General features: G+C 68.7%; 11 protein-coding genes. 9 read left to right on the forward strand and 2 right to left on the reverse strand.

Features of this window, described 5'->3' with window-relative positions; translation table 11 throughout:
- The first annotated feature begins 43 nt into the window (after window positions 1-43).
- The 9 genes from AC5P8Z_RS16345 to bcsZ are packed head-to-tail and all read left to right on the forward strand — an operon-like array spanning window position 44 to window position 13,999.
- Window positions 44-1,582, forward strand: a complete 1,539-nt coding sequence (locus AC5P8Z_RS16345; protein WP_295569410.1) for a BcsE family c-di-GMP-binding protein — start codon at window positions 44-46, stop codon at window positions 1,580-1,582.
- Window positions 1,579-1,758 (forward strand): cellulose biosynthesis protein BcsF, encoded by a 180-nt coding sequence (gene bcsF, locus AC5P8Z_RS16350; RefSeq protein WP_286070924.1) that lies wholly within the window; start codon window positions 1,579-1,581, stop codon window positions 1,756-1,758. The genes AC5P8Z_RS16345 and bcsF overlap by 4 nt, the downstream gene beginning before the upstream one ends.
- Entirely contained in the window at window positions 1,755-3,386 is a 1,632-nt protein-coding gene (bcsG, locus tag AC5P8Z_RS16355) for a cellulose biosynthesis protein BcsG (protein ID WP_286070925.1), read from the forward strand. The genes bcsF and bcsG overlap by 4 nt, the downstream gene beginning before the upstream one ends.
- On the forward strand, window positions 3,386-3,565 hold the full coding sequence (bcsR, locus tag AC5P8Z_RS16360) for a cellulose biosynthesis protein BcsR (protein WP_049444988.1): 180 nt from the start codon (window positions 3,386-3,388) through the stop codon (window positions 3,563-3,565). The genes bcsG and bcsR overlap by 1 nt, the downstream gene beginning before the upstream one ends.
- Window positions 3,562-4,317: a cellulose biosynthesis protein BcsQ gene (bcsQ, locus tag AC5P8Z_RS16365; protein ID WP_495229524.1), complete on the forward strand. Its 756-nt coding sequence runs from the start codon at window positions 3,562-3,564 to the stop codon at window positions 4,315-4,317. Before bcsR ends, bcsQ begins: the two co-directional genes overlap by 4 nt.
- On the forward strand, window positions 4,317-6,941 hold the full coding sequence (gene bcsA / locus AC5P8Z_RS16370) for a UDP-forming cellulose synthase catalytic subunit (RefSeq protein ID WP_495229525.1): 2,625 nt from the start codon (window positions 4,317-4,319) through the stop codon (window positions 6,939-6,941). The genes bcsQ and bcsA overlap by 1 nt, the downstream gene beginning before the upstream one ends.
- A complete protein-coding gene (gene bcsB / locus AC5P8Z_RS16375; protein ID WP_495229526.1) occupies window positions 6,938-9,301 on the forward strand; it encodes a cellulose biosynthesis cyclic di-GMP-binding regulatory protein BcsB in 2,364 nt (787 codons plus the stop codon). Before bcsA ends, bcsB begins: the two co-directional genes overlap by 4 nt.
- A complete protein-coding gene (gene bcsC, locus AC5P8Z_RS16380) occupies window positions 9,301-12,882 on the forward strand; it encodes a cellulose synthase complex outer membrane protein BcsC (protein ID WP_495229527.1) in 3,582 nt (1,193 codons plus the stop codon). Before bcsB ends, bcsC begins: the two co-directional genes overlap by 1 nt.
- Complete coding sequence (gene bcsZ, locus AC5P8Z_RS16385; RefSeq protein ID WP_495229528.1) at window positions 12,866-13,999, forward strand: cellulose synthase complex periplasmic endoglucanase BcsZ; 1,134 nt, start codon at window positions 12,866-12,868, stop codon at window positions 13,997-13,999. The genes bcsC and bcsZ overlap by 17 nt, the downstream gene beginning before the upstream one ends.
- 61 nt (window positions 14,000-14,060) lie before the next feature.
- Here the strand turns inward: bcsZ and AC5P8Z_RS16390 are convergent, their stop codons facing one another.
- Window positions 14,061-15,377, reverse strand: coding sequence for an NCS2 family permease (locus AC5P8Z_RS16390; RefSeq protein WP_024957255.1), 1,317 nt, complete (start codon window positions 15,375-15,377; stop codon window positions 14,061-14,063).
- A gap of 64 nt (window positions 15,378-15,441) precedes the next feature.
- On the reverse strand, window positions 15,442-16,131 hold the full coding sequence (locus tag AC5P8Z_RS16395; protein ID WP_286070931.1) for an outer membrane protein: 690 nt from the start codon (window positions 16,129-16,131) through the stop codon (window positions 15,442-15,444).
- Window positions 16,132-16,508 lie beyond the last annotated feature (377 nt).

Below are 16,508 nucleotides of genomic sequence, written 5' to 3' on the forward strand. Positions count from 1 at the left end.
GCCGGACGGTCTGGCCGGTTGAGGGGCAATGAAAGGATCCGGCGTGCCAGCGACCCACCTTGCCATTGCCGGATTGCCCACCGAATTCGTCGAGATGCGCAGCGGGGGCCTGTACTGGGTCGTGGCCGCCGGCAGCGCACCGACGGACCTGCTCGGTGCCGGTGTGCTGGCTACGGCCGACGCACTGGACGAGGCCGTGCTGGTCACGCTGGGGCGGGGGGCCGAATCGATGCTGGCGCTGCTTCCGGCCGACCAGGGGCCGGCCCGCCTGCGGCTGTTCCAGCGCTCGCACCACGGCATGCAGCAGGCGCTGCGCGGGCTGACCGGCGATCTGCCGCGTACAGCGTCGGCGCGCACCCGGCTCAGCGTGGTGCAGTTCCCCGTGGCGGCGCTGGACGGCTGGGATGATGCCCGGCTGGCGCGCTGGTGCCAGCAGCTGCAGGACTGGGCCATGCAGGCGCAGCAGGTGCTGCTGTTGCTGTGCCATGGCGAAGTGGCGACGCTTGCGCCAAGGCTGCTGCCGTTGAACCGAAGCTGCGCCGGCGTGGCCCAGCTGCATCCTCATCGCGGCGCCCTGCAGTTGCTGCTGCATTACTGGTCCAACAGCCATGGCGTGGTGGCGCAGCGATCGTTCGGTGTCGAGCATGAACGCCAAGGGTTGCGCCATCTGGTCCAGGCCGATGCCGCCGAGACGGCGATCGGATCGGCCAGCGGCAGTGACCGCGATGTCTTCCTGGCCCAGGCCGAAGTGCTGGAAGGTGCGCCGCCGTTGTCGGCGGCCTGGCGCCTGTATGACGGCTGGGGTGGATTGCTGCCGGCCGCGCTGCAGGCGCGCGAGGCCACCGTGGTGCTGGCCATCGGCGAGAATGCCAGGGTGGATGCACTGGCCCGCCTGCTGCACCGCCTGCGCCGCGAACGTGGCAATGCGCTGAAGCTGGTGGTGCGCGAGCTGCAGCCGTGCCTGCGCTACGCCGATGAGCGGCTGCTGATGCAGTGCGGTTGCAGCCTTGTGGTGCCGTCAGCGACGCCTTTGCCACGACTGCTGACCCTGCTGGAAACCGTGCAGCGGCAGCGTTGGCAGGGCCAGCTGGCGGAAGAACCAGAGCCGCTGATCCGTTCGCATCGACCGCCATCGGTAAGTGGCCTGGTCAACGCCGCACGCTTCCGCCAGATCGCAGGTGATCGCATCGACCAGGACGGTAGTGCGGTGGAAAGCGCCGTGCTGGCGCTGCAGCCGGTGGCCGGACTGCGTGCCGAGCAGACCCTGCAGCAGCTGCGCATCCGCCGCCAGGGCGATCTGGCCTGCGTCTACCGCGGGCAGGTACGCCTGTTCCTGTTTGGTTGCCGGCGTGATGCGGTCGAGCAGGCCCTGGGCAATCTGTTCCGCCTGCCATGGCGCGAGCTGTTCGATGGCTACCAGCGCCTGGCCGAGTACGACATTGCAGCGATGAATGCCCACGGCAGCGATCCGGAGGCCGAGGTACTGCCCGAAGCACCCGCGACCCTGCCGGCCGTGGCCCCGGCGCTGGAGGCGCCTGTTTTCACCGCCCCGAAGCCGCTGCGGCTGGGAGATCGCGCATGACCACCGACCAGCAACTCTGGACCCTGATCGTCGCCTGCGCGATCGTGATGATTCCCTTCGGAGCCATGCTCGGCACGCTGTGGCGCGGGCTGCGCCGCCGTGTCGCGCGCTGGCTTCCACCCCGCCACCTGCGCCGCGCCGGCGTGCGCCGGCGTGCGCCGCGGAGGGCTGCATGAGTCCGCAGATGGCACCTGCATCTCCCTTCGCCTGGGCCGACCTGCGCGGCTGGAACCTGTATTTCCTGTCCAAGGTGGTACTTGCCTGGATGGGTGCGCTGGATCTGAAGATCCTGCCCAACCTGCTGTTCCTGGGCGCGCTGCTGATTCCACTGCGCTGGCGCTGGGCACGCATCGCGCGCACCGTCGTCGCGGTACCGGTGGGCGTGGCGCTGTACTACCAGGACACCTGGTGGCCGCCGTTCCGGCGCCTGCTGGTGCAGCCGGGCGTGCTGGACTTCTCGGCCGACTATTGGCTTGAACTGGCCCAGCGCTTCATCAACTGGCAGATGGTGGCGGTGCTGGTGATGCTGGTGCTGGCCTACGTACTGCTGAAGCCGTGGCTGCGCATCACTACCCTGAGCGTGCTGGGCATGCTTGGCCTGGCAGTGATGGCGATACCGATGCCGGCCGGTTGGAACTGGGGGCAGGGCACCGCCACCGCGGCCACCGCCAGCGCCGGAGGCACCTCGGGTGGCGGCCTGCCGCCGGCCAACAACGAGACGCTCAATGCATGGCTGGCCAGCTTCTACCAGCAGCAGGCCAGCCTCAAGACCAGCTTCCCCGCACCGGGCAGCGGCGCGCCGTTCGACGTCATCATCCTCAACATCTGCTCGCTGGCATGGAGCGATCTGGATGAAGTGGGGCTGCGCCAGAACAACCTGCTCGACCACATGGACGTGGTGTTCGACGACTTCAACTCGGCAACCGCCTACAGCGGCCCGGCAGCGATCCGCCTGCTGCGCGCCAGCTGCGGCCAGACCTCGCATACCGGGCTGTTCGATCCGGTGCCGGCCGAGTGCCAGCTGTTCTCGAACCTGCAGCATCTGGGCTTCCAGAGCCAGCTGGCGATGAACCATGACGGCCACTTCGACGATTTCATCGGTGAACTGCACCAGTACGGCGGGCTGCAGGCGCAGCCGATGGACATCAGCGCATTTCCCACAGCGCTGGTGGCCTTCGACAAGTCGCCGCTGCGCCGCGATGGCGATGTGCTGATGGCGTGGTGGAAACACCGGCTGGCCGAGTCCAGCCAGCAGGTGGCGCTGTTCTACAACACGATCTCGCTGCACGACGGCAATCGCATCGTCGGTGCCGATGGCCGTTCGAATGCCGCCGACTACAAGGCACGTGCGGAAATGGTGCTGGGCGACATGGCCGGTTTCGTCGATGCGGTGGAGAAGAGTGGCCGCCGCGCGATGATCGTGGTGGTGCCCGAGCATGGCGCGGCCCTGCATGGCGACCGCATGCAGATTCCGGGCATGCGTGAGATCCCCAGCCCGTCCATCACCCACGTGCCGGTGGGCGTGAAGCTGATCGGCATGGGCGCGCCGGCGGCCGGTGGCCCACGTCATGTGCCCGAACCCAGCAGCTACCTGGCGGTGTCCGAGCTGGTGTCGCGCGTGTACGCGCTGAACGCCCAGTCGCCGCCGAGCGAGCGCAACTGGGACAGCCTGCTGAAGGGGCTGCCGCAGACACCGTCGGTATCGGAGAACGAAGGCGCCAAGGTCATCGAGTACGCCGGCAAGCCCTGGCTGCAGCTGCAGGGCAGCCAGACCTGGAGCCCCTACCCAGAGGAGGCGCGCTGATGCCTGCCGACATTCTTGCCGTGCCGGTCACGCTGTCCGTGGAAGAGGACGATATCGACCTGCTGCGCCGCAGCCTGGACATGCCGGGGCTGCCCTATGTGGACTTCTCGGCCCAGCATGAGCGTGCCCAGGCGCTGGCGCGCTGGCCATTGCTGGCCGAACTGGAGCCGCGCCGATGAGTACCTTGCTGTCGCTGCAGGGTATCCATGGCGGAACCGGCGTCACCACGGTGCTGGCCGCACTCGGCCAGAGCCTGCACGCCCAAGGCCAGCGCGTGCTGCTGGTCGAATTCAGTCCGGACCAGATGCTCGGCCTGCACCTGGGCCTGCCTGCCGACGTGGACAACGGTTGGGCGCGCGCGCAGCTGGACGGCAGGGATTGGCGTGATGCCGCCTATGCCATCGCATCAGGACTTGCGGTGCTGCCCTACGGCCGTGTCGACGCCGGGGCCGCGATGCGCATCGAACAGCAGCTGCAGCAGGCACCGGCCACCTGGGCCGAGCGCATTCCGGTGCTGGCGCCGCAGTTCGACTGGATCCTGTTCGACCTGCCGCAGCGCCTGCCGGCGCACGTGGCGGCCATCAACCAGCACGCTCGCTGCACGCTGCCGCTGCGCCTGGCCTGTGTCGATCCGGTCAGCCATGTGTTCCTGCAACGCCAGGTGGATGACACCCGCCTGCTGCTGGCCAACCGCTATGACCCGGTCATTCCGGTGCAGCGCGACCTGATGCAGCTGTGGCTGCACGCGCACGGCGCGCGGCTGGTGCCGCAGCCGCTGCACGAGGATGCGCGGGTGCCGTCCGCATTGGCCAGCAAGCAGCCACTGGGCCGCTATGCGACCGATTCGCTGGCCGCCGCCGATGTCGACGGGCTGGCGCTGTGGTGCCTGGCGGAGGCCGCGCGGCGCCAGGCCGCGGCGGGAGGACGCTGATGGGTGTCCGCGTCTATTACCTGGACTGGGGACGCCTGCGTGAGCGGGTGCATGCGTCCTGGCCGACGCGGGCATTACTGTGGCTGCTGCAATGCGCGGGCTGGGCGTTCCTGCGCCTGGAAGGGCCTGCGTGGCAGGCGCAGGCGCCGCGCCTGCGCAACGCCTTCCCGCAGATACAGGGCGACCGTCGCTGGCGCCCGGGCGATCCGCTGCGGTTGCTGATCCAGGCCATGTGGCTGTCGGTGGTGCGGTTGGCACCGCGGCCTTCGCTGAGGCGGCAACGGTTGGCCCAGGCCAGGCGCGAACGCATTGCCGAACTGCGTGGCGCGGCCGGTCGCGGCCGCCTGCGCTATCTGCGCGCCATGCGCGACGCGCCCAGTGAATTCTGGAACAGCCGCGTGGCGGCCTGGTTCGGCCGGAAGGTGGGCAGCCTGTCGCCACGTTCGCGGCACCTGCTCACCCTGCTGGTCGGGTTGGCCACGCTGGGGCTGGCGGCGCTGTGCATCACCCAGCCGTTCACCTATTTCGCACAGTTCGTGTTCGTCGTGCTGTTGTGGGTCATCGCGCTGCTGGTGCGGCGCATGCAGGGGCGCTATGCGACGCTGGTGCTGGTGGTGCTGTCGATCACCGTGTCCTGCCGCTACCTCTGGTGGCGCTACACCGCCACGCTGAACTGGAACAGCACCTTCGACCTGGTCTGTGGCGTGGTGCTGCTGGCGGCAGAAACCTATTCCTGGCTGGTGCTGATGCTGGGCTACGTGCAGGTGGCGTGGCCGCTGCGCCGCCGCCCGGCGCCGTTGCCGGCCGATTTCCGCCAGTGGCCGACGGTGGACGTGCTGATTCCCACCTACAACGAAGACCTGGCGCTGGTGCGGCATACCGTGTACGCGGCGATGGGCCTGGACTGGCCGGCCGACAAGCTGCGCATCCATATCCTCGATGATGGCAAGCGCGAAGAATTCCGCGCATTCGCCGAACGTGCCGGGGTCAACTACATCACCCGCACTGACAACCGCCATGCCAAGGCCGGCAATCTCAACCACGCCCTGACCCTGATCGATGGCGAACTGGTGGCCATCTTCGACAGCGACCACCTGCCGGTGCGTTCGTTCCTGCAGATCACCTGTGGCTGGTTCCTGCGCGACCCGAAACTGGCGCTGGTGCAGACCCCGCACCATTTCTTCTCGGCCGATCCGTTCGAACGCAACCTGCAGGTGTTCCGCAGCGACCCCAACGAAGGGGAGTTGTTCTACGGCCTGGTGCAGGACGGCAACGACCTGTGGAACGCGGCGTTCTTCTGCGGTTCCTGCGCGATACTGCGGCGCGAGGCCATCGATGCCATCGGCGGGTTTGCCACCGAGACCGTCACCGAAGATGCGCACACCGCGCTGCGCCTGCACCGCAAGGGCTGGAACTCGGCCTACCTGCGCATTCCGCAGGCAGCCGGCCTGGCCACCGACAGCCTCGGCGCACACGTCAACCAGCGCATCCGCTGGGCGCGCGGCATGGTGCAGATCTTCCGCATCGACAACCCGCTGCTGGGCAAGGGCCTGAGTCTGTTCCAGCGCTTCTGCTATGCCAACGCGATGCTGCATTTCCTGGCCGGCATTCCGCGCCTGGTGTTCCTCACCGCGCCGCTGGCGTTCCTGCTTCTGCACGTCTACATCATCTACGCGCCGGCGCTGGCCATCCTGCTGTTCGTGGTGCCGCACATGGCCCACGCCAGTCTTACCAACGCACGCATCCAGGGCAAGTACCGGCGGCCGTTCTGGGGTGAGGTATACGAGACGGTGCTGGCCTGGTACATCGCACGGCCCACCACCGTGGCACTGTTCAGCCCGGGCCGCGGCAAGTTCAACGTCACCGACAAGGGCGGCACCCAGGCCGGTGATCGATTCGACTGGCGCGTGGCGCAGCCCTACCTGGTGCTGGCGCTGCTGAACGTGCTCGGCCTGTGCTTTGCTGTATGGCGCTTCATGCACGGGCCGGTCGATGAACGCGGTACGGTGGTCGTCAGTTCGCTGTGGGTGCTGTACAACCTGCTGATCATCGGCGGTGCGCTGGCGGTGGCCGCTGAAGTGCAGCAGGTGCGGCGCACGCATCGTGTCACCACCCACCTGCCGATGGCGCTGCAGGTACCCGATGGCCGGCGCCTGCGCGGCGTCCTGCAGGATTACTCCAACGATGGCGTGGGCGTCGAACTCGGCGAAGACGCACAGCTGGCCGAAGGCGAGCGCGTGCAGGTGCTGCTGGGACGGGGCCGCCGCGAGTTCGCGTTCCCGGCGCGCGTGCAGCGTACTGTCGGCCGGCGACTGGGCCTGCTGCTGCTGTTCGAGGACGAACGCCAGCGCGTCGAGTTTGCCCAGTGCACTTTCGCCCGCGCCGATGCCTGGCTCGACTGGCACGCCGGTTACCAACCCAAGAGCCTGCCGCGCAGCCTGTGGAGCGTGCTGGTCCTGGGCTGGCGCGGCTATCGGCGGATGGGTGATTTCGCACCGTTCGACCTTGATCGCCCGGCACACTGGAACCGTCGCCTGCTGCGATGGCTGGCCAGTTTTGCTCCGCAACGTCCGCTTCCTTCCCACCCGGCTGACCCAGCCGCTGATCCAGGGCTTCGTCCATGACCCTTCCGTCCTCTCTGCGTTGGCTGCTGCTGCCCCTGCTGGCCCTGCCCGTGGCGTCAGGCAACAGTGCGCCTGCTCCGGCACCGGTCGCCCCTCCCACCACAGCGCCTGTCGCGCCGCCGGTGCCGGATGTGCCGGCCGCACCTGCCACCACGCCCGCCGTCGGTACCGAGCCCGCGCTGGCGCAGACCTGGGCGGGCAGCGCCTGGCCCTGGCAGCGGCAGAACACCTTCGCGCAGCTGGGGCGTCGCCAGGACACGCTGTTGTCGGGGGTGCGCAATGCCACCACCTTCGAGTTCCAGGTGCGCCGTGACCGCCTGGTCCGCGATGCCGAGCTGGATCTCAGCTTCACGCCTTCACCGTCGCTGCTGCCGACCCTGTCGCACCTGCGGGTCTACCTCAATGACGCGATGATGGGCGTGGTGCCGATCAGCAACGACCAGCTGGGCCGGCCGGTGCAGGCCAAGCTGCCGCTGGACGCGCGCCTGATCGCTGATTTCAACCAGGTCCGCCTGGAGTTCGTCGGCCACTACACCGACATCTGCGAAGAGCCGACGCACAGCTCGCTGTGGGTCAACCTGTCCAGCAACAGCACGCTGCGCCTGGGGGGCCAGCCGCTGGCGATGCAGGACGACCTGGCCAACTTCCCGCTGCCGTTCTTCGATCCGCGCGATACCGCACGGCTGGAACTGCCGGTGGTGTTCGCCACCGCACCGAGCCTGGGGCAGCAGCGCGCGGCGGCGGTGATGTCCTCGTACTTCGGCAGCCTGTCCGGCTGGTGGCGCCAGGCGCGCTTCCCGGTCAGCTTCGGCACGCTGCCGGACAAGGGCCACGCGGTGGTGCTGGCGGTCAACGGCAGGTTCCCGCCGGTGATCGCCAACCATGCCCCGGTGAAGGGCCCGATGATCGAACTGATGTCGCTGCCGGAGGATCCGCAGCGCAAGCTGCTGCTGGTGCTCGGCCGCAACGATCACGACCTGCAGAAGGCAGTGGCCGCGATGGCGGCCGGCAACGTGCTGTTCCGCGGTCGCCAGGTCAGCGTCGACGAGATCAAGCCGCTGGCCCCGCGCAAGCCGTACGACGCACCGAACTGGGTGCGTACCGATCGCGCCGTGCGCCTGGCCGAACTGCTCGACTATCCGCAGCAGCTGCGCGCCAACGGCGTGTCGCCGCAGCCGATCACGGTCAACCTCAACCTGCCGCCGGACCTGTTCATCTGGCGCAACCAGGGCATTCCGCTGAACCTGCGCTACCGCTACACGCCGCCGTTCGGCAGCGATGAGTCGCGGCTGGGCGTAGCGATCAACGACCAGTTCATCTCCAGCTTCCCGCTGGTGCGTCGCAACGGCAAGCAGGGCCTGGAGGAAATCCGCCTGCCGGTGCTGGCCGGCGATGCCGGTGCCGACGACGGGCGCCTGCTGATTCCGGCGCTCAAGCTGGGCGACCGCAACCAGCTGCGCTTCGATTTCAACTTCGCCAGCGTGATGGGCAGTGCGCAGCGCGACCACTGCCAGACCGTGCTGCCGCCCAACCTGCAGGCAGCGATCGAAGAAGACTCGACCATCGACTTCTCCGGGTTCCATCACTACATGGGCCTGCCGGACCTGTCCGCGTTCGCACTCAGCGGCTTCCCCTTCACCCGCATGGCCGATCTGTCGGAGACCGTCGTGCTGGTGCCACCCAGCGCCAGCGAAGCTCAGGTCAGCCTGCTGCTGAACCTGATCGGTGGGCTGGGCGTGCAGAGCGGCTACCCGGCCTATGGGCTGCGCCTGTCCGATGACTGGAAGCAGGCCAGCACACTGGATGCGGACCTCCTGATGCTGGGCGCCTTGCCGGCGGAGCTGCGCGGCAGCCAGCAGTTGTCGCTGCTGATCGACGACCAGCGCACGCGCCTGCTCAACGGCCAGTCGCCGTCGCCGCAGCAGGCGATGGAACAGGCGCGCCGTGGCAGCCGCGATGGCGACCCGGCGGTGACCGAAGTAGCCGTGAGCGCGCAGGCGCCGTTCGCCGCGATCATCGGCATGCAGTCGCCGACGCATGCGCAGCGCAGCATCGTTTCGCTGGCCGCCAGCAATGCCGCCGACTACGGCCTGCTCGACGATGCACTCAGCGACACCGGCAAGCGCGAAGCCATCGCCGGTTCGGTGGCGATCCTGCGCACCTCGGGCATCCACAGCCAGTTCGTCGGCGATCACTACTACGTTGGCGCGCTGCCGTGGTGGCTGCTGCTGTGGTACCACCTGGCCGACCACCCGGCACTGCTGGCGGTGCTGGCCACGCTGGTGGTGCTGATGGTCGCCTTCCTGCTGTGGCGCACGCTGCGCTGGGTGGCGGCCAAGCGCCTGGACCCGGGGCACTGATGGCACGTACACGGCATCCGCTGGTCACCGCGTCCGGCCTGGTCCTGTTGGGGCTGGCCGGTGCCGGGCCCTGCGCGGCGCAGGCCCTGCCCGATACACCGGGCGGAACCGTTGCCGAGCAGCGCCAGTGGCTGCTGCAGCAGGTGCGCATCGGCGAGGCCACCGGGCGCCAGAGCCTGATCGAAGACGCGCTGGCGCGGCTGCGCATGCTGGCACCGGATGATCGCGGCACGCTGGTGGCAATCCTGGAAGTGCAGTTGTCGCAGCAGAAGCTGCAGGATGCCGAGGCGACCCTGAAGCGCCTGCGCGAGATCGGCGCGGGCACCCGTGAACTGGCCGCCGGCGAGCGCCTCTGGCAGGCCTATCGCGGTGACCTGCAGCAGGACCTGCAGCAGGCGCGGCTGTTCGCTGCCGGTGGTCGCAGCGCCGAAGCGCTGGCGATCTACCGGCGCCTGTTCAACGATGATCCACCTGGCCTGCAGCTGGGCCTGGAGTACTGGCGCCTGCGCGGCGCCCAGGCGGATGGGCGTGCACAGGCGATCCGTGCGCTGAGCGAACTGGACCGCAGTTATCCGGGCAATGTGCCATTGCTGCAGGCGCTGTCGCAGATGCTGTTCGCGGCCGGCCGCGATGCCGAGGCGCTGGCCGCGCTGCAGCGCATGGGGCGAAATCCTGAAGCCCGCGGCATGGCGGCGGACGCCGAGTGGGCCTACCTGAAGGATCAGCCGGCCGACGACCGCAGCGTGCGCCGGCTGCAGGACTTCATCACCCGCAACCCGACGTTTGCCGACATCGCGTTGGTGCGCGAGCGCTACACCGACCAGCACAAGCGGGTCAGCGACCCGGCGTGGCGCGCCGGCCTGCGTGGCCAGCAGTTGCTCGATGCCGGCCGCAATGCAGAGGCCGAGCGCGCTTTCCTGCAGGCCCTGCGCGGTTATCCGCGCGAGCCCGACCTGCTGGGGGGGCTCGGCCTGGCGCTGATGCGCCAGGGCCGTCGCGAGCAGGCCATCAGCTATTTCCAGCGGGCGGTGCAGGCCACCCCGGCCGGTGACAGCAACGACAAGTGGCGTGACCTGATCGCCAGTACCCGCTACTGGCTGCAGCTGGACCAGGCCGATGCGGCGCTGGCCGCCGGCCGGCTGGACGAGGCCGAGCGACTGTACGCGCAGGCGCGTCGCCAGCAGCCCCGCGACGTCAATGCTGCACTGGGCCTGGTCGACGTGGCCGTGGCCCGCGGCGATGACGCCGCGGCCGAACGCCAGTTGCAGGTTGCCCGGCGGATGGCGCCCAACGACGCCAACGTGATCCGCAAGCTGGTGCAGCTGTACGGCCGCACCGACCCGCAGCGGCTGGAAGCCTTCATCAACGCATTGCCCGCTGCCCAGCGCCGGTTGTATGCCGAAGACCTGCGCCAGCTGCAGATCAGTCGACTGCGTGAGCGTCGCGAGCAGGCGTTGGCTGCCGGCGATGCAGGCACTGCGATCACGCTGGGGCAGCAGCTGCGTGGCGAACTGCCAGGCGATGCATGGCTGGCCTACGCGCTGGGCAACGAGCTGCGCGCCGCCGGCCGGCAGGACGAAGCCGACGCGGTGGTGGCCGACATGGCCACGCACAACGACCGTGCCGAAGCGCGCTACGCGCAGGCGCTCTATCTGTCGGGATCCGATCGGCTGCCGCAGGCGCTGGCGGTGCTCGATGCGCTGCCGCAGGCGCAGTGGGATGATGACATCCGCGCGCTGTCGGCGCGCCTGCAGCGGCAGCAGCTGATCGATCATCTGTGGGAGCTGCGTGGGCAGGGCAGGGAGGCCGAAGCCATCGCGCTGCTGCAGCAGCAACCGCCCAGCACCGACAACGATCTGCTGATGGCCGAATGGGCACGCCTGCGCGGCGATCATGCGCAGGCGCTGCACTACTACCAGCGCGTGCTTGCTGCGCAGCCGGACAATGTGGATGCGCAGCTGGGCCAGGCGCAGGCCTGGATCGGCACCGGCGATCTGGCCAGCGCACGCCGCCAGATGCACGACGCACCGCCGGCAGTGGACGATGCCGGGATCGGCCAGCAGCGCCAGCTCGCCACGATCTGGACCGACCTGCGCGAGGACACGAAGGCGCTGGCGATCCTGCGCGCGCTGCTGGCGCGCAAGACCGGGCCCGATGCACAGTCCTGGCGTGATGCGGCCCGGCTGGTGCGCCGCGACGATCCCCAGCAGGCGCTGGACATGTATGCGCAGGCGATGGCTGACAACGGCCTGTTGGCCCCCAGTCAGGCCACGCCGCGCGACAACCGCGCCCTGACCCTCGCCAGCCGTGAGACGGCCGGCGATGACTGGTTGCGGCGCAGCCTGCGCAGCGACGTGGAGACCCTGTACCAGCAGGAGAATCCCACTCTGACGGTGATGCAGGACACCGGCCGCCGTAGCGACGGAACCCCGGGTATTTCGCGGCTGTCGCGCGATACCCGCATCGCGCATCTCGACGCGCCGTTCGCCGGTGGCCTGGGCTGGGCGCGCATCGAACAGGTGAGCTTCGATGCCGGCCGCTTCCAGACCGACGAGAACGGCGCCTACGACGAGGATTTCGGCAGCTGCGACCTGGATCTGCTGCAGGCCGACAACAGCCGCCTGCGCGCACCGGGCTGCACCCGTTTCGTGCACCAGCGGCGCACCTCCGGCGCCGGCGTCGCCGTCGGCTGGCGCACCCTGGATGACCGCTGGAACTTCGATATCGGCCACACGCCGTCCAACTACGTGGTCGGCAACTGGCTTGGCGGTGTCACCCTCAACGGTGACCTCGGGCGCTTCGGCTGGGGGGCCACGGTGTCGCGGCGGCCGATGACCAATTCGATGCTGTCGCAGGCCGGTGCGGTCGATCCGCGCAGTGGCATCAGCTGGGGCGGCGTCACCGCCAACGGCGTGACCTTCAGCCTCGGCTACGATCAGGGTGGCCGCGATGGCGTGTGGTCGAACTGGAGCTGGCATCGGCTGACCGGCCACAATGTGGTCGACAACACCCGCGCACGCGCGATGGTGGGCTGGTACCACAAGCTGATCCAGCGCCCCGACATGCGGCTTGATGTGGGCACCACCGCGATGTACTGGCGCTACCAGAAGGACCTGGGCGGCTACTCGCTGGGCCAGGGCGGCTACTACAGCCCGCAGCGCTACGCCTCGCTGAGCCTGCCGGTCAGCTTCGCCTGGCGCAACGACGTGTGGTCGGTGCGCCTGGATGGCTCGGTCAGCGTGTCCAGTGCGCGCACCTCATCGATCAGCCGTTTCCCCGACCAGGCGCTGATCGAGCGCGTGATTGCACAGCTCGAGCCGCAGTACGGTCCGCTGCGGCTGGACGAGGCCGGCCTGTACACCGGTGACAGCAGCAGCACCGGCACCGGCTACCGCCTGTATGGTGCGGTCGAGCGCCGGCTGGGCGACCACTTCGTGCTGGGTGCCGCCGGCACCCTGCAGCGCAGCCGCGATTTCTCGCCGAATTCGTTCCAGCTCTACCTGCGCTACACCTTCAAGCCGTGGCAGGGAAACCTGCCATTGCCCGTATCGCCACTGGTGCCGTATGGCGAATTCCGCTGACCTTCGGCGACGTCGCCTGCTGCAGGCGGCCGCCACGCTGCCGCTGCTTGGCTGGTGCAGTGCGCAGGCCGCGCCCGCACCGCGCTGGCCGGCGTGGCAGGTACTGCTCGACAGCAGCCTGAGCCGCGACGGACGCATGATCGATCGCAGCCAGGACGATCAGCGCAGCACCTCCGAAGGCCAGTCCTATGCCTTGTTCTTCGCCCTGGTCGACAACGACCAGGCGCTGTTCGACCGCGTCCTTGGCTGGACCCAGGACAACCTCGCCGAAGGCGACATGGGCAAGCGCCTGCCGGCCTGGCTGTGGGGACGCGATGACGCCGGCGCCTGGCGGGTGCTGGACGACAACCCGGCCTCGGACTCCGATCTCTGGCTGGCCTATGCGCTGCTGGAAGGCGCGCGACTGTGGCGCCGTCCCGCGCTGAAGGCCATCGCCGAAGGGATGCTCGCGCAGGTGCGGGCACGCGAGATCGTGGACCTGCCCGGGCTCGGTCCGATGCTGTTGCCAGGCCCACAGGGGTTCATCGAAGGGGACGCCGCGCGGGTCAACCCCAGCTATCTGCCACTGCCGCTGCTGCGCCGCTTTGCGGTGGAGGATCGCGGTGGTCCGTGGCAGGCGCTGGCGCGCAACAGCGTGCAGCTGTTGAAGCTGAGCAGCCCGCATGGGTTCGCACCGGACTGGGCCGCGTGGAAAGGCGATCGCTTCGTCGTCGATCCGGTGCGTGGTGCGGTCGGCGGCTACGACGCCATCCGCTGCTACACCTGGGCCGGCATGACCGCACCACGCGATCCGTTGTTCCGTGCGCAGCTGGCGGCCTTGTCCGGGCCGCTGCAGCGCCTGCGCAGTGGTGCGCCAATGTGGGAAAAGATCGACACCCGCAGTGGCCAGGGGCAGGGCGAAGGCAACTACGGATTCCGCGCGGCACTGCTGCCGTATCTGATCGCGCAGGGCGAAGCGGAGCGTGCGCAGTCGTTGCGGGCCAGCCTGCCCAGCGCCGAACAGCAGCGCGCCGATGCACCGGCCTATTACTCGCAGATGCTGGCCCTGTTCGGCCTGGGCTGGGCCGAAGGACGCTGGCGTTTCGGCGCCGACGGCCGCCTGCAGCCGCGCTGGTAGCAGCAGTCCTGCGGGGTCGGATCCCATTGCACGGCAATGGGCTCCGACCCTCAGCCAGGCATCATTCCAGCGCGTAGCGCAGGGTGAACAGCACCGCCACCAGCCAGACTGCCGGATGCACTTCGCGCCAGCGCCCGGTGCCGGCCTTCAGCGCGGCATAGGCGATGAAGCCGAACGCCAGACCGTTGGCAATCGAATAAGTGAACGGCATCGCCAGCGCACACAGGGCCGCCGGCACCGATTCGGTCAGGTCGCTCCAGTCCACTTCCACCAGTTCGCGCAGCATCAGGCCGGCCACGAACAGCAGCGCCGGTGCGGTGGCATAGCTGGGCACCATCGACGCCAGCGGCGAGAACAGCAGCGCGGCCAGGAACAGTGCCGACACCACCAATGCGGTCAGGCCGGTGCGGCCGCCCACCTGTACGCCCGAGGCGCTTTCAGCGAAGGCAGTGGTGCTGCTGGTGCCGAGCATCGAGCCTGCAACAATCGCGGTGCTGTCGGCCAGCAGCGCGCGGCCGAAACGCTTCTGCGCGCCGGGCAGCTTCAGCAGGCCGGCGCGGCCGACCACGCCGTACAGCGTGCCGGTGGCATCGAACACTTCCACCAGCACGAACACCAGCACCACCTGCAGCAGCACGGCGATCGGTGCGCCGCCGTCATGGTGCAGCAGGCCCGGCAGGTCCAGCTGCAGGAAGGTCGGTGCCAGACTCGGTGGCAGCGAAACCAGGCCCTGGTACTGCACGTCGCCCAACGCCCAGCCCGCGCCGGTCACGGCCAGGATGCCGATCAGGATCGCACCACGGATGCGCCGCGCTTCCAGCACCGCGATCAGCAGGAAGCCGGCCAGGGCCAGCAGCGGCGGCGCCGTGTTCAACGGGCCCAGCGCCACCAGCGTGTCTTCGTTGCCGACGATCACGCCCGACTTCTGCAGCGCGATGATTGCCAGGAACAGGCCAATGCCGGCCACGATGGCCGAACGCAGCGACGAGGGAATGCCCGATACCAGCCATGCGCGCACTCCGGTCAGCGACAGCACCAGAAAGACGAGGCCGGAAATGAACACCGCACCGAGTGCCTGCTGCCACGGCAGGCCCGCAGCGCCGACCACGGTGAAGGCGAAGAATGCGTTCAGGCCCATGCCCGGCGCCATGCCCACCGGGAAGTTGGCGGCCAGCGCCATCACCGCCGAACCCAGCGCCGCGGCCAGGCAGGTGGCCACGAACACCGCGCCGGCATCCATGCCGGTGGTGCCGAGGATCTCGGGGTTCACGAAGACGATGTAGGACATCGTCAGGAAGGTGGTGACACCAGCCAGCAGCTCGGTGCGCACGGTAGTGCCGTGCTGCTGCAGCTGGAACAGGCGCTCGAACAGGGACATCGCAGATCTCTCATGCCTGCGCGCCCTGCCGCCCCTGGGGACCTGCGGGTACGTCGCCAGGCGGTTAGAAGTGGTAGTTCAACTTCAGCGTAACGCTGCTGTAGTCGGTATGGAAGCTGCGACGGGCCGCAGCGGGATAGTTGGGATCTTCCAGAGTCACCGGGCTGGAGCCCAGGTGGGTGTAGCGGTACTCGGCACCGGCCGAGAGGCGGTCGTTGAAGCGGTACAGCACGCCTGCCGTGGCGTGGGCGCCGGTGGACACGTGCGAGGCGCGGGTCTCGAATTCGGCCACGCGGCAGCCGTTGGTGGCCTCCACCAGCGACTTGTCGCAGCCCAGGGTGAATTCCTGCCGGGCCACCGTCACGCCGGCACCGACGTAGGGCAGCCAGCGGCCCATCGCGCGGCCCAGCGTCACATCAACGGCGCCGGCGCGGGTCACTGCATCCTTGCCGTGGTACGGGCTGTACTGGTGCTGCTCGCGGTCCTTCCAGTCGCGCGCGACATTGCCGAAGGACAGCGAACCGTCCAGGCCCACCACGATGTTGTTGTCGAACTGCCAGCGACGGCCGCCCTGCACGCCGCCGCTGAAGCCGCGGATGCTCTTTTCCGACGCGTTGGCGTTGCTGCGGTCCTTGCTGTGGCCTTCGCTGTGCGACGCCTGCACGCCGAAGTAGTAGCCGTCCCAGTCGGAGCTGGCGGCCGCGGCGGTGCCCGACAGCATCAGGGCTGCCGTGGTGGTGATCAGTGCTTTCATTGCGGGTTTCCTACGTTGGGGGATGAAGCGGGGCGTAGGAAAGCCGATGCAGGGGGCACGGTACATACAAATAGTTGCAACGTCGCAGGCAGGCCGTGTGCGACAGGACATCAAGAGGGCTTGATCGACACCGGAACGCGGAAGGCACGGGTGCTCAGGACTGCGAGCGCGCCAAAAACGACAACAGGAATCGCGGTTGGCAGTGGCGCAAACGCAAACGGCCGCGCAGAGCGCGGCCGTTTGCGTTTTCCTGCAGTTACTTCAGCGCCTTGAAGCGCAGGCGCTTCGGCGCAGCGTCGTCGCCCATGCGGCGGCGCTTGTCTTCTTCGTACTCGCGGTAGTTGCCCTGGAAGAACTCCACGTGCGAGTCGCCTTCG

The sequence above is a fragment of the Stenotrophomonas sp. YJH_SMC_17 genome, assembly GCF_059371655.1.

Excerpts from the sequence above, each read along its gene's own strand:
- bcsF (WP_286070924.1), top strand. The coding sequence starts at position 1,579 with ATGACCACCGACCAGCAACTCTGGACCCTGATCGTCGCCTGCGCGATC.
- bcsG (WP_286070925.1), top strand. The coding sequence starts at position 1,755 with ATGAGTCCGCAGATGGCACCTGCATCTCCCTTCGCCTGGGCCGACCTG.
- bcsR (WP_049444988.1), top strand. The coding sequence starts at position 3,386 with ATGCCTGCCGACATTCTTGCCGTGCCGGTCACGCTGTCCGTGGAAGAG.
- bcsQ (WP_495229524.1), top strand. The coding sequence starts at position 3,562 with ATGAGTACCTTGCTGTCGCTGCAGGGTATCCATGGCGGAACCGGCGTC.
- bcsA (WP_495229525.1), top strand. The coding sequence starts at position 4,317 with ATGGGTGTCCGCGTCTATTACCTGGACTGGGGACGCCTGCGTGAGCGG.
- bcsB (WP_495229526.1), top strand. The coding sequence starts at position 6,938 with ATGACCCTTCCGTCCTCTCTGCGTTGGCTGCTGCTGCCCCTGCTGGCC.
- bcsC (WP_495229527.1), top strand. The coding sequence starts at position 9,301 with ATGGCACGTACACGGCATCCGCTGGTCACCGCGTCCGGCCTGGTCCTG.
- bcsZ (WP_495229528.1), top strand. The coding sequence starts at position 12,866 with ATGGCGAATTCCGCTGACCTTCGGCGACGTCGCCTGCTGCAGGCGGCC.
- AC5P8Z_RS16390 (WP_024957255.1), bottom strand. The coding sequence starts at position 15,377 with ATGTCCCTGTTCGAGCGCCTGTTCCAGCTGCAGCAGCACGGCACTACC.
- AC5P8Z_RS16395 (WP_286070931.1), bottom strand. The coding sequence starts at position 16,131 with ATGAAAGCACTGATCACCACCACGGCAGCCCTGATGCTGTCGGGCACC.